A 13,322-nucleotide genomic window follows, 5' to 3' on the forward strand; every position below is an offset into this window, starting at 1 on the left:
GTTCAAAACAAACATTTTGCCTATAAAAGCTATATACACTATGACATCTCCCACCATGAAAGCATATTCATTATTTATATTTTTTATTGCTGCTGCCGTACAAGTATCTGCGCAAACCTACCGCTTATCAGGTAAAATTACCGATGAGAGTAAAAAGCCGGTGTCATTTGCGGCCATATATATTCGTAATACTACTTATGGTAGCACAGCTAACGAAGACGGAGACTATGAATTTAGGCTGAACCCCGGTACTTACCAAGTCGTGTACCGCTATGTGGGTAATTTAGAACGTACCGAAAAAGTAACCATTACTAACCACGACGAGGTGCTGAACGTTACGCTGGCCAATGAGCCTTTTGTTTTACAGGGCGAGGCCGGTAGCGGCGACGAAGGTAACCCGGCAGCTAATATTATGCGCCAGGTAATAGCCAAACGTGAGCACTATTTAAACCAAACTCAGGAGTATTCATGCGCCGTGTTTGTAAAAGGTGTACAGCGTTTAACCAGCGCTCCGAAAAGTCTTTTGGGGCGTGATGTACGCAGCGTTTTGCAGATTGATACCACTACCAAGGGTATCATTTACCAGTCTGAATCTCTTTCACAGTATAACTTCCGTACCCCTGACCGCATACGCGAGATTATGATAGCCTCCAGAACGGCAGGGCAGAATACGGCTTTCAGTTATAACAAAGCCTCAGACCTGCAGGTGAATTTTTATCAAAACAGTTTTGAGATACAGGGCTTAAGCACACGGCCGTTTGTGTCGCCGTTTGCGAATAACGCTATGTCGTTTTATGATTATAAGCTGGTAGGGCGTTCTATAAAAAGCGGCAGGCGTATTGATAAGATACAGGTAATACCTAAACGTAAGCATGAAGCTGTTTACCAGGGCAATGTGTATGTAGTAGAAGGCGACTGGCGTATTTATGGTATAGATTTGTACCTCACTAAAGCAGACGCTAATATTAATTTTGTAGATACACTTAATATAAGCCAGCAATATATACCCGTTACGGATAGTACCTGGATGCCTACGTCAACTCTTTTTGATTTCAAGGGCGGCGTATTAGGGTTTAAATTTAAAGGTTATTATCTGGCTATCTACAACAATTACAATCTCAATCCAAAGTTCCCTGAAGATTTCTTTAATGGTGAGGTAATGCGTATTGATACCCAAGCTAATGCTAAGCCTACCCGTTACTGGGCCAACAACCGGCCGGTGCCGCTTACCAATCTGGAAGAACTGGACTATACACGCAAAGACAGTATAGCTGTCATTCAAAGCAAGCCACAGTATCTCGATTCCGTAAACCGGGCGCAAAATGGATTCAATCCTATCAGTTACTTCTTTTTTGGTAAGCAGTTGTATGACCGTAAAACCCGGCAGTCACTTTATTTTTATCAGCCTTACCAAACCATATTTTATAATACAGTTGAGGGCTGGGGCGTAAGTGCAAAAGTGCATTACATTAAGGGGTTTGATAACGGGCAGTCGTTCAGTGTAACGCCTAACATCCGGTATGGCTTTGCCGCGAAATTATTTAGTGCTAATTTAGGTCTAACGTATAACTACGATCCGGCCAATCAGGGTGCCTTCTCGGCACGGTTTGGCAGCGATGTTATGGATTTGAATAACGCCGGTACCCGCTCGTTGCTGTTTAATACGTTAAGTTCGCTTTTGTACGAAAATAACTATGTTAAACTGTACCGTACCAAATTTGGTGTGGTGGCCTGGCAGCGTGAAGTAGCCAATGGGTTGTTGTTAAACACCCAATTGTCTTACGCAGATAGGCGGCAGTTGTACAATGTGTCGTTCAATCACATTAAAGATGTGCCCGACAAGCAATACACAGCTAACAACCCATTATCTAACCCGCCCGAGGTGGAGACACAATTGTTTCCGCAAAACCAGGCGCTTACAGCACGCGCATCGCTTACCTTTACCTTCAGGCAGCAGTATGTAACCCGGCCCGATGGTAAATACATTGAACCGTCACGCTATCCAAAAGTGCGGCTTAACTACCGCAAAGGTATAAGCGGCTTATTAGGGTCGGACGTAAATTATGATTTTGCTTCGCTGGATGTATTTGATGACCGGCTAAAAATTGGTCTGGTTGGTTTCTCGTCTTTTAAAATTACCGCCGGTACGTTCCTGAATCACCGCAGTTTGTACTTTATGGACTATAACCACTTTTTTGGTAATCAGGGTACAGTGTTCAATCCAACCATCGGTAGCTTTCACTTCCTCGATTTTTACGATTACAGCACTGATCGCTCTTTTCTGGAGGCGCACTATGAACATAATTTTGCCGGCAATTTCCTGAGCAAGATACCTTTCGTACGCAAACTTAAACTGGAAGAGGTGATTGGTGTAAATTACCTTACCCAAGCCCAACACACTGCATACTCAGGGGTAGGTAACAACCCGCTTATACAAGGTGTTAAGAGCAACTACTCCGAAGTTTATATAGGTGTACAGCGCTTTATTTTCCGGGTAGATTACGGTATTGCATTTGAGGGTAGCCGCCGCATTGTACAGGGTATAAGGATATTTTATGGCTTGAGGTAAGCAGAGGTGATTTTGGACAGCAAGAGGATTTTCTCAACGAGAGGGAATACCTGATGCTGAAACTCTGAACTTAGCATTTTAAACAAGCCGCAGTAAAGGCAATTGAGTTACCCTTTATCCTTTCCAAATAAACTTTTATCTTTGCACCTCATTTAACGCTGTTTGAACCAGTATCAATGTTTTATGGCAAAGTATAACACCCTACTGTATTATTGTTATTCAACAATAGCTGATGCGGAGCAATTTGCTACCGATCATTTAAAATTTTGTAAAAGCTTAGGTTTGACCGGCCGTATCATCGTAGCTGACGAAGGGCTGAACGGTACGGTATCGGGCACGGTTGAAGCTTGCAAAAGCTACATGGATGCTGTGCATGCCGATGAGCGTTTCGCCCATACCGATTTTAAGATTGATGAGGTAGACGAACCTTCATTTGTAAAAATGCATGTGCGTTACAAATCCGAAATTGTGCACTCGGGCCTGCGCGATCCTAACATCATCAATCCGCAAAAGCAAACCGGTAAGCACCTTGAGCCTGCTGAGTTTTTAGAAATGAAAGACCGCGATGATGTGGTGATCCTGGACGTGCGCTCAAATTATGAGCATTCGGTCGGTCGTTTTAAAAACGCAGTCACTTTAGATATTGAGAACTTTCGTGATTTCCCTTCAAAAATTAACGAGCTGGCTCAATACAAGGATAAAAAGATATTGACCTATTGTACAGGCGGCATAAAATGTGAAAAGGCTTCGGCCCTGTTGTTACATGAAGGTTTTGAGAATGTATACCAACTGCACGGCGGTATTATTAAATATGGCAAAGAAGTTGGCGGTGAGGATTTTGAAGGTAAATGCTATGTGTTTGATAACCGTTTAACGGTTGACGTGAATCAGATTAATCCTAAGGTAATTTCTACCTGCTTTAACTGCGGCAGTACTACCGATAAAATGATCAACTGTGCTAACCCTGAGTGCAACGAACACTTTACCCAGTGTGATGAGTGCGGCTCTAAAATGGAGGGCTGCTGCTCAGCCGAGTGCCAATCCCATCCCCGTAAACGCGTATACGACGGTACTGGTTATTATGTTAAAGTGCCTCAACCAGTAAACGTGACTAAAAAAAGTAAAGTACAACTGGCCGAGTAGGGGGTATAAGAGTTAGTAAACAAGAGTCAAGAAACAGAAAGCTTATCAGTTTAAAAATTGATAAGCTTTTTTTATTCATTGGTGTCTTCGTCTGGCTTTGGCTTTATCATTTTAGGATTAAAGCGCGGTTTGTATGCGGGCTTTGGTGTATCAATAGGTTTTGGAGGTACGGCTTCTGGCAACTCTTCAGGTGCTATCGGCTCTGCTTTGGATGTATCATCAGGTTGTTGCCCCACTATCGGCTCGTCGGCAGGCTTGGTGGTGGTTACCCCTGCTTTAAAACGTGGCTTAAAACCTAAGCTGGCGGGTTTGGGCTGGGTATCTGTAGTAGTCGGTTGCTCCTCCGTTTGTTTCTCTCCGGAGTTCGTTTTTTCGGGTTCCCCTTCTGTAGGTACACTGGGTTCACCAACTGGTTTGCTGGTTGTAACGCCGGCCTTAAAACGTGGCTTGAAGCCCACTTTAGCGGGTGCGTCAGATGGGGTTGCTGCGCCAGCTTCAGTGGTTGGTGGAGTTGGTGGTTCCGGTGCATCCGTTACTGGCTGTTGTTCATTAGCCGGTTTGTTTGTAGTAACGCCGGCCTTAAAGCGTGGTTTAAAACCAGGTTTGACTGGCGGGTTTACAGCGTTTTCTGTAACCGGGATATCATTATTTTCAGCCTCTGGCTGAGCAGCTGCTTCCGTTGATGTGGTATTTGCCTGTTCTGCTTCAGCGGCTGGTTTGGGCGTAGCGCTTTTAGCTTGAAAACGGGGAACGTAGGCAGGCTTAGGTGACGGCACACTTGCCATATCATCTACTGTGTTGTTTTCAACAGGGTTAGGTGTGGCAGGTGCGGCAGTTGAAGTTTCAGTTGTTTTAAACTTAGGCTTAAATCCTAGTTTTGGCGCCTCGTTGCGTGGCGATGGTTCTGTAAGTGTATCTGATACCGTTTGCTCCGCTATCTGGTTCTCTGCCCTTAATTTTTCGGTTTTTACCTCCGGTGGAAGTGGGTACTGCCGCCGCAATTTATTGAACCAGAACTTTTTGGTATGGTCAAAACTCTTTTCACCCATTTGTTCATAGTGTTCCTTAAATTCCGAAAACAAGCCGAGGTCGCCTTGTTGCAAGGCATCCAGGTTTATCTTCTTTTTTTTAAAAAACTCTTCAAATAACATGGGTTGGTAATTTCGGATGTTTGATTTCGGATTGAGCCTGCTGCCATTGTCGAGGAAGTATGCGATTACGCTATATTAGGCAGATCGCATACTTCTCAGTTATTACGTGCAACTTATCGTGGTCGGGCTTTTATTTTTTGGGCTAACCCTTACTCAGCCATGTTGTGATATACTGCCTGCACATCATCGTCCTCTTCCAGCTTGTCAATCAGCTTTAATACGTCGGCAGCGGCCTCTTCGCTAATCTCAGTGGTAGATAATGCAATACGCTCTAATTTGGCAGATTTTAACTCAATGCCCATGCCTTCAAGTGTTTTTTGCATTTTGCCAAAATCTTCGTAGGCGGCATGTAATACGGCAATGTCCTTGCCTTCCTCGTCAGTTTCTACAAACAGCTCTTCTAATCCAGCGTCAATCAATTCAAACTCCAGTTCTTCCAAATCGCGCTCGCCCGGATCAAAGCTGAAAACAGATTTACGGCTAAATACAAAATCCAATGAGCCGGTTTTGCCCAGCGTACCACCCACTTTGGTGAAATAGCTGCGTACATTAGCTACGGTACGGTTGGTGTTATCGGTAGCGGTTTCTACCAATACGGCAACACCGTGTGGCGCGTAACCTTCATACACCAACTCTTCGTAATCTTTTTCGTCTTTGCTTGATGCGCGTTTAATAGCCGCTTCAACACGATCTTTAGGCATGTTTACCGCTTTGGCATTTTGCATGGCTGTGCGCAAACGTGAGTTGGTTTCAGGGTTGGGACCGCCATCTTTAACGGCCATCACAATCTCTTTACCTAAACGGGTAAACTGTATGGCCATTTTGGCCCAGCGCTTAAATTTTCTCTCTTTACGGAACTCAAATGCTCTTCCCATTTTATAGTGAATAGTTATTTGTTAATAGATAATAAGTGCAAAAGTTATTTCGAGTACTAACGTAAAAACTTTCCAAACCTATAACAATAACTGTTGGAAATGATACCTTACTATTGGTCAGGATAACAACTGTTGCAGCTTACAAATTTAAGCTATTCTTTAAGTTTTTCAGCATTTCTTCCGTAAGTCGTTTCAGGTCGTATTCCGGCTGCCAGTTCCAGTCGGTTTTAGCCTGGCTGTCATCAATAGATTGCGGCCAGCTGTCGGCAATAGCCTGGCGAGGATCATGATTAGCATAGCTAATTGAAAAATCGGGCATTTGCTGCTTAATCTGCTCGGCTAGTTGAGCTGGTGTAAAACTCATGCCCGCTAAATTATAACTGGAGCGGATACTGATGTTTTCGGCAGGTGCTTCCATTAAATTCAAGGTTGCCCGAATGGCATCATCCATATACATCATAGGCAGCATGGTGTTGGCCGACAAAAAGCTTTGATAAGTGCCTGTTTTTAAAGCTTCGTAAAATATATGGATGGCATAATCTGTAGTGCCCCCGCCAGGAGCGGCTTTCCAACTGATGATGCCCGGATATCGTATACTGCGTACATCAAGCCCATGTTTGGCGTGGTAATATTCGCACCAGCGTTCACCTGCCAGCTTGCTAAAACCATAAACAGTATTAGGATCCATTATGCAATACTGCGGGGTGTTTTGCTTGGGCGAGTTTGGTCCGAAAACAGCAATAGAGCTTGGCCAGAAAACTTTGGCTGTGCCAAACTCCACGGCCAGGTCAAGTACATGAATGAGGCCGTTCATGTTCAGATCCCAGGCCAGCTTGGGCTTTTGTTCTCCTGTGGCCGAAAGTATGGCAGCTAACAAGTAAACCTGCGTAGGCTGGTGCTTATGAAACAGATGGTGCAGGTTCTCCTTATCCAACACGTTTGCAAACTCAAACGGGCCGCTATTGCGTATAGCATAAGCCGGATTGTTAATATCAGAGGCGATAACTTGCTCTGCTCCGTACTGATTTCTTAAGGCTGTTACCAGTTCGGTGCCAATTTGGCCATTAGCGCCTATCACTAAAATCTTCTCGCTCATGCAATATAATATTTGGACGTTACAAAGTTAAAAAAATGACTTTAAACCCGCTATATATAACAATTAAACGTGTTCTTGAGCAATCGTACTTCTGCTAATAAAGTTTACCGTATTTGCGTTGTTAAAATACGTGAAATTTTATTTTGTACGATTGTTAAAATGCCGGGTGCTGAAACCCATTCAAAAGGCGCTAAAACCAGCTTTAAGGGCTTATAGTTGAGATTATTTTGTTAAATAATATGTACATTTGAAAATTAACGTTTTTTAATTATTAAAGTTTAAACAAGACAATGAAAGTCGCAGTAGTAGGTGCCACCGGTTTGGTGGGTACTAAAATGTTGCAGATTCTGGAAGAACGCAACTTTCCGGTAACAGAGTTAATTCCCGTTGCTTCAGCAAAAAGTGTAGGTAAAGAAGTTACTTATAAGGGTAAGCAATACAAGGTGGTTTCTGTTGAGGATGCGATAAAGCAAAAGCCTGATCTGGCCTTGTTTTCGGCTGGCGGCAGTACTTCATTGGAGCAAGCACCTTTGTTTGCCGAGGCCGGTATTACCGTTATCGATAATTCATCGGCCTGGCGCATGGATCCTACCAAGAAACTTGTAGTACCGGAGGTTAACGCTGATGTGTTAACAGCTGAGGATAAAATCATTGCCAACCCTAACTGCTCAACTATACAAATGGTAGTGGCCTTAAAACCCCTGCACGATCAATACAAGATTAAACGCGTAGTGGTATCCACTTACCAATCGGTAACCGGTACGGGCGTAAAAGCGGTTGATCAATTGTTCAACGAGCGTAAAGGTATTGATGGCCCAATGGCTTATCCATACAAAATTGACTTGAACGTATTGCCGCATATCGACGTTTTTCAGGACAATGGTTATACCAAAGAGGAAATGAAAATGGTGCTGGAAACCAAAAAGATCATGGGTGATGACAGTATTCGCGTAACAGCTACAACGGTACGCATCCCGGTTATGGGCGGTCATTCGGAATCAGTTAACATTGAGTTCGAAAATGATTTTGACCTTACCGAAGTGCGCGACCTGCTGAGCAAAGCGCCAGGTGTGGTTGTGGTTGATGATGTAGCCAAACTACAATATCCAACACCGCTTGAAGCGCACGAGAAAGACGAAGTATTTGTGGGCCGCATCCGTCGCGATGAAACCCAGCCTAATACCTTAAACTGCTGGATAGTATCAGACAACTTGCGTAAAGGTGCTGCTACCAATGCCGTGCAAATTGCGGAGTACCTGGTAGCAAAAAACCTGGTAGGTGCGGCGGTAGAAGCGTAATTGTAAAAGTTATAATAAACAAAGAGGCCGATCTTATTCAAGATCGGCCTCTTTTATGTCTGGTATTTTTTCATTTGGATCTTCGGCATACCAATGCGCTCCTAACTTTAACAAAGAGCGCCATCGGTTTTTTTTGATGAAAGTAAATCCTAACTGCCTTTTTGCCGAAACCAAAAATCTTTTAAGCATCAGTTCTTTCTCTGCATCCTTTTTTTGTGAAACATCAGCATCTGTGAGACTGATCGTTTTTCCATTTTTGAATATGATCTTAATGGAAATAAAAGACCTGTACTGCTCGTCGTAATTGTAGCTGTAGAAGCCTAATATTTCGCGCTTTAAATACCCTGTATATTCCTTATTGCCTTCCTTAATATACATCCGCTTCCTGTCAAAATATATGGTTACAGATTTCGACCAATAGTTAAATAGCAATTTAAATATGAAGAAGAACAAACCTACAAGCAAATACATGCCACTCATGCCCAGGTAACGATAACCCTTTATAGCATATAAAATGATTAATGGCCATGTTATCAGTATACAAATAATGAATACGATATGGTTGGGAAGTGAAAGCACTTTTTTAAATACGAACTCTGGCGTGCAGTATTTTTCCATCAGCTAAATAATCTGAACATAATAAACTGCTCGGGCATTACTTAGTTTTTAAATCATCTGGGTATACCACTCTTTTGCAAAAGCCATATCTCCTTTCTATTATGCTGTTAATCAATAAAGTTTATCTTGCAATACTATACGCTTTCCATAATGAATGCAGAACCTATAAAGACATTCCATCAAAATAACTATCAGCAAGTGTGCGACCAGCTATCTAAACAAGATGCGGATTTTGCCGAAGTTATCCAAAATTATGGCTATCCGCCATTTTGGTCGAGGGCTAATGCTTTTGAATCACTCGTGCATATCATTCTCGAGCAGCAGGTGTCGCTGGCTTCGGCTTTATCGGCTTTAAATAAGTTAAAGGAGCGCATACAAGAGGTTACACCTGCCCGGGTGCTGATGCTTACTGATGAGGAACTGCGTGCCTGCTATTTTAGCCGGCAAAAAACCGCTTATACAAAATATTTGGCCGAAGCTATTTTGAACCGGCAATTGGATTTAGCGGAGTTGGCCGATTTGCCTGATGATGAAGTACGTAGCCGCCTTACAGCTTTAAAAGGGATAGGCAACTGGACGGTAGATATTTATCTGCTTATGGTTTTACACCGCACCGATATTTTCCCCATCGGCGACCTGGCTATTATTAACGCATTTAAACGGCTAAAACAATTGCCTGCTTCAACCTCCCAGTCGCAACTATTAGCCTTTGCCGAAACATGGCGGCCCTACCGCAGCATTGCCGCCATGTTGTTGTGGCATTTTTACTTAAGTTCTACAGCGTTAAAAAATAAGGGCTGATAGTAAAACAGGGTTGTGTAGCATTTTAGCTCTTATTTCTTGCATATAGGTCTTACAATCCGTTTCTTTCTTTTTCCTGATAATCCTGTACAATACCTACGGCGTTATGTACGGCATCGCTTAAGGTGGTTATAAAGGCGCCTGGTTTAGCCAGTTGTATGGCGTATTCAATAGGGTCTAACTGGCTGTCAAGCACGTCGCACGGCAAGTTGGGGTTTACCTCATGTACGCCCTCACGCATAAGGCCAATTATATTTTCACGGGTGCGGCCACGCAGGTGATCTTCCTGCCGTAACAGTATATGATCAAACATAGTAGCGGCAATACGACCCAATTCGCGGATGTCTTCATCTCGGCGGTCGCCGGTACCGGCAATCAACCCTATTTTCTGTGGCGATTCAATATTGGCTAAAAACTCCTTTATACCATGGTAACCATCGGGGTTGTGGGCAAAATCCACCATAAACCTAAAATCCTTAAAGTTAAAGATATTCATGCGCCCGGGGGTTTGGCTGGCCGATGGTACAAAGGTGTGCAGGGATGTTTTAATATCTTCCGTTTTAAAGCCCCATAAGTAAGTAGCTAACGTAGCAGCCAGCACATTCTCAATCATAAAGGTAACCGTACCGCCAAAGGTTACCGGTATTTCGGTTACTCTTTGCACACGTATCTTCCAATCGCCTTTTTTTATGGTAACAAAACCGTTTTCGTACACGCAAGCTATGCCACCTTTTTGGCAATGTGCCTTAATAACCGGGTTGTCCTCGTTACGGCTAAAGTAGGCAATATTGCAATCGGCCTGCTTACCAATCTTTACGCAGTACTTGTTATCGGCATTCAGTACGCCCCAGCCGCTTCTTTTAACCGAATCAATAACAACGCTTTTTACCCGCATCAGATCATCGAGCGTGTGTATATCTGAAATACCCAGGTGGTCTTCCTGTATATTAGTAATTACTCCAATATCGCAATGTCCAAACCCAAGGCCCGAGCGCAGAATGCCACCGCGCGCTGTTTCGAGTACGGCAAACTCAACCGTAGGATCTTTTAATATAAACTCGGTACTGTTAGGCCCGGTAGTATCGCCCTTTACCATCATCGTGTTTTGCACATAAATACCGTCTGAGGTGGTAAAGCCTACACGGTAGCCGTTGTTTTTCACAATATGTGCAATAAGGCGTGTTGTGGTGGTTTTGCCGTTGGTGCCGGTAGTGGCAATAATAGGAATGCGCGACGATTTGCCCTGCGGGTAAAGCATATCCACCACGTGCCCGGCTACATTACGCGGCAAGCCCTCGCTTGGCGCAATGTGCATTCTAAAACCCGGTGCTGCGTTTACTTCAAGTATTACGCCGCCGTTCTCGGTTAAAGGCTCGGTTAGATTGTTAGCCATCACATCTATACCGCATATATCCAGTCCAATTATCCTTGAGATGCGTTCGCAGATAAATATATTTTCGGGATGTACCTGGTCGGTAACATCGATAGACGTGCCGCCGGTGCTCAAATTAGCGGTTGATTTTAAATAAACTATTTCATCTTTGGCCGGCACCGTATCCAGGGTATATCTTTTTTTAGTAAGCAGGTCCATGGTATCACGGTCAACCGAAATATGGGTCAGCACATTTTCGTGACCGTATCCGCGGCGCGGGTCGGTGTTCTCCTGGTCAATAAGTTGCTGAATATTTTGCGTACCATCGCCTTTAATATGCGCCGGCACACGCAGGGCCGCCGCTACCATTTTGTTATCAATTACCAAAACTCTAAAATCATGCCCGGTAATAAATTTTTCTACAATTACCCGTCGTGATATACGTGCGGCATGTTCAAAAGCAGCTACAGCTTCTTCTTCAGTTTTTACGTTGATGGTGGCGCCACGGCCATGGTTACCGTCCAGTGGTTTAAATACCAACGGGAAGCCCACTTTCCGGATGGCCTCTTTTACTTCGGCGGCCGAAGTAATGGTGATGCCTTTGGCCACCGGGATGGCTTGTTCCTGCAGTATGCGCTTGGTTTCGTCTTTATTGCCGGCAAGGTCTACCGCTATGCTGCTGGTATGCTCGGTCATGGTGGCGCGTATGCGAACCTGGTTTTTGCCGTAGCCTAATTGCACTAACGATTGGTTGTTTAATCTTATCCAGGGTATATCGCGCGATATCGCTTCCTCCACAATAGAACCTGTGCTAGGACCTAACCTTGAATTTTCCCTTAACTCCCGCATCTCCTGGATATCCTTTTCCAGTGTATAATCTTGTCCGGCAATCAGCGCCTCGGCAATGGCAACGGCAGCTTTAGCGGCAAAAATGCCAACGTTTTCTTCCACATAGTTAAAAACTACATTGTAAGTGCCCGGTGTTTTGGTTTCGCGGGTGCGGCCAAAGCCGGTATACATGCCGGCCAGGGTTTGTATTTCTAAGGCAATATGCTCAATCACATGGCCCATCCAGGTACCTTCCTGCACCCGCTCAAAAAAGCCGCCCGGTACGCCTGGCGAACAGCGGTGATTATACAGGCTGGGAATCAGTTCTTTAAGGCGCTCATAGAAGCCTTCGATAGTATTGGTTGGCCGCTCCTCCATTTCCTGAAGGTTAAGGCGCATCTGTATTAATTTTTTGCGGGTTATACTCCATATATTGGGTCCGCGTAGTACCTGTATTTTCTCTATTTTCATAGGTAAACGTGTCGTTTTTTCGAGATGATGATATTGATGGAAGCTGAATTTAGCTTTTGTAACAATTCAATGCAATTTTTGATGGTGCAGAGCGATTTTATTTATTTAAAAACTACTTTAACTGCATTTTTATCTTACTTTGTAATTATTGATTAAACTACTTGCGATGACTGTCCCGAAAGGTAAACTCATTATTATTGGCGGCGCCGTTGATATGGGCACCAACATTAGTGCCGAAGAACATTTTTTGCAGCCCGATTATCTCAAGTTTTTTGAGCGGGGCATTCTCAGACGGATGATCAATGAATCGGCCAAACAACTAGCCTCAAAAGTAGAAGTTATTACCACAGCTTCGCAAATACCCGAACTGGTTGGTGAGGAATATGTACGGGCGTTTAACCAGCTTGAAGTAGCTAACGTGAATGTACTAGATATCCGCAGCCGGGAGGATGCCAGCCAGCCAGATTACCTGAACCGTATACGCGAAGCCGATGTAGTAATGTTCAGCGGCGGCGACCAACTGCGCCTGAGCGCAATTTTTGGCGGCACAGAGTTTTTGCAGATACTGAAAAAGCGTTATTGCCACGAGAACTTCATCATAGCCGGCACATCTGCAGGCGCGGCTGCGGCCTCTACCAACATGATCTATCGCGGACAAAGCAGTGATGCACTGGTAAAAGGCGAAGTGCAAATTACTGCCGGACTTGGCTTTATCGATTCGGTTATTATTGATACCCACTTTGTGCAGCGTGGCCGTATAGGGCGTTTGTTTTACGCTGTGGCCAGCAACCCAGGCATATTGGGCATTGGGCTGGGTGAGGATGCCGGTCTGCTTATCACCGAAGGCAGCCTGATGGAAGCCATAGGCTCAGGGCTTACTATTGTTGTGGACGGTAAAAGCATGGTAGAAACTAATATTTACGATGTTGAGATGGGCGCACCGGTCTCTATTGACGGCTTAAAGGTACATGTGATGTCAATCTTCGACAAATACGATCTGGCACAGCACCGTTTAATCATCAAAAAGAAAACCAAGGTAGAGGAAGGCGTTTATTTACAGGTGCCAGACAGAGATTAGGTTAGAAGCAGGGTAGGAGTAG

General features: G+C 44.2%; 10 protein-coding genes. 5 read left to right on the top strand and 5 right to left on the bottom strand.

Annotated elements, in window-relative coordinates:
* Positions 1–55 precede the first annotated feature (55 nt).
* Together ABDD94_RS02400 and ABDD94_RS02405 are read left to right on the top strand one after the other, a co-directional pair.
* Positions 56–2,569, top strand: coding sequence for a DUF5686 family protein (locus tag ABDD94_RS02400; protein ID WP_345954523.1), 2,514 nt, complete (start codon positions 56–58; stop codon positions 2,567–2,569).
* 183 nt (positions 2,570–2,752) lie between these two features.
* A complete protein-coding gene (locus ABDD94_RS02405; protein ID WP_345954524.1) occupies positions 2,753–3,712 on the top strand; it encodes a rhodanese-related sulfurtransferase in 960 nt (319 codons plus the stop codon).
* Positions 3,713–3,783: 71 nt separating this feature from the next.
* Here ABDD94_RS02405 and ABDD94_RS02410 read toward each other — a convergent pair whose 3' ends face one another.
* The 3 genes from ABDD94_RS02410 to ABDD94_RS02420 form a co-directional block, all read right to left on the bottom strand.
* On the bottom strand, positions 3,784–4,863 hold the full coding sequence (locus ABDD94_RS02410; protein ID WP_345954525.1) for a hypothetical protein: 1,080 nt from the start codon (positions 4,861–4,863) through the stop codon (positions 3,784–3,786).
* A 149-nt stretch (positions 4,864–5,012) separates the two neighbouring features.
* Positions 5,013–5,738, bottom strand: a complete 726-nt coding sequence (locus ABDD94_RS02415) for a YebC/PmpR family DNA-binding transcriptional regulator (protein WP_345949407.1) — start codon at positions 5,736–5,738, stop codon at positions 5,013–5,015.
* A 139-nt stretch (positions 5,739–5,877) separates the two neighbouring features.
* Positions 5,878–6,834, bottom strand: a complete 957-nt coding sequence (locus tag ABDD94_RS02420; RefSeq protein WP_345954526.1) for an NAD-dependent epimerase/dehydratase family protein — start codon at positions 6,832–6,834, stop codon at positions 5,878–5,880.
* A 290-nt stretch (positions 6,835–7,124) separates the two neighbouring features.
* Between ABDD94_RS02420 and ABDD94_RS02425 the strand changes: the two genes are divergently transcribed.
* A complete protein-coding gene (locus ABDD94_RS02425) occupies positions 7,125–8,132 on the top strand; it encodes an aspartate-semialdehyde dehydrogenase (protein ID WP_345954527.1) in 1,008 nt (335 codons plus the stop codon).
* Between the two features lie 33 nt (positions 8,133–8,165).
* Here the strand turns inward: ABDD94_RS02425 and ABDD94_RS02430 are convergent, their stop codons facing one another.
* Positions 8,166–8,750, bottom strand: coding sequence for a hypothetical protein (locus ABDD94_RS02430; RefSeq protein ID WP_345954528.1), 585 nt, complete (start codon positions 8,748–8,750; stop codon positions 8,166–8,168).
* Positions 8,751–8,900: 150 nt separating this feature from the next.
* Here ABDD94_RS02430 and ABDD94_RS02435 point away from each other — a divergent pair, with 150 nt between their 5' ends.
* Entirely contained in the window at positions 8,901–9,551 is a 651-nt protein-coding gene (locus ABDD94_RS02435) for a DNA-3-methyladenine glycosylase 2 family protein (protein ID WP_345954529.1), read from the top strand.
* 52 nt (positions 9,552–9,603) lie between these two features.
* Here the strand turns inward: ABDD94_RS02435 and cphA are convergent, their stop codons facing one another.
* Positions 9,604–12,222, bottom strand: coding sequence for a cyanophycin synthetase (gene cphA, locus ABDD94_RS02440; protein ID WP_345954530.1), 2,619 nt, complete (start codon positions 12,220–12,222; stop codon positions 9,604–9,606).
* Positions 12,223–12,388: 166 nt separating this feature from the next.
* Here cphA and ABDD94_RS02445 point away from each other — a divergent pair, with 166 nt between their 5' ends.
* Entirely contained in the window at positions 12,389–13,300 is a 912-nt protein-coding gene (locus ABDD94_RS02445; RefSeq protein WP_345949401.1) for a cyanophycinase, read from the top strand.
* Positions 13,301–13,322 lie beyond the last annotated feature (22 nt).

The sequence above is a fragment of the Mucilaginibacter sp. PAMB04168 genome, assembly GCF_039634365.2.
Lineage (GTDB): Bacteria > Bacteroidota > Bacteroidia > Sphingobacteriales > Sphingobacteriaceae > Mucilaginibacter.

What these genes read in the sequence shown, in the direction of transcription:
- ABDD94_RS02420 (WP_345954526.1), bottom strand. Translation starts at nt 6,834, where the DNA reads ATGAGCGAGAAGATTTTAGTGATAGGCGCTAATGGCCAAATTGGCACC.
- ABDD94_RS02445 (WP_345949401.1), top strand. Translation starts at nt 12,389, where the DNA reads ATGACTGTCCCGAAAGGTAAACTCATTATTATTGGCGGCGCCGTTGAT.
- ABDD94_RS02400 (WP_345954523.1), top strand. Translation starts at nt 56, where the DNA reads ATGAAAGCATATTCATTATTTATATTTTTTATTGCTGCTGCCGTACAA.
- ABDD94_RS02425 (WP_345954527.1), top strand. Translation starts at nt 7,125, where the DNA reads ATGAAAGTCGCAGTAGTAGGTGCCACCGGTTTGGTGGGTACTAAAATG.
- ABDD94_RS02410 (WP_345954525.1), bottom strand. Translation starts at nt 4,863, where the DNA reads ATGTTATTTGAAGAGTTTTTTAAAAAAAAGAAGATAAACCTGGATGCC.
- ABDD94_RS02435 (WP_345954529.1), top strand. Translation starts at nt 8,901, where the DNA reads ATGAATGCAGAACCTATAAAGACATTCCATCAAAATAACTATCAGCAA.
- cphA (WP_345954530.1), bottom strand. Translation starts at nt 12,222, where the DNA reads ATGAAAATAGAGAAAATACAGGTACTACGCGGACCCAATATATGGAGT.
- ABDD94_RS02415 (WP_345949407.1), bottom strand. Translation starts at nt 5,738, where the DNA reads ATGGGAAGAGCATTTGAGTTCCGTAAAGAGAGAAAATTTAAGCGCTGG.
- ABDD94_RS02405 (WP_345954524.1), top strand. Translation starts at nt 2,753, where the DNA reads ATGGCAAAGTATAACACCCTACTGTATTATTGTTATTCAACAATAGCT.
- ABDD94_RS02430 (WP_345954528.1), bottom strand. Translation starts at nt 8,750, where the DNA reads ATGGAAAAATACTGCACGCCAGAGTTCGTATTTAAAAAAGTGCTTTCA.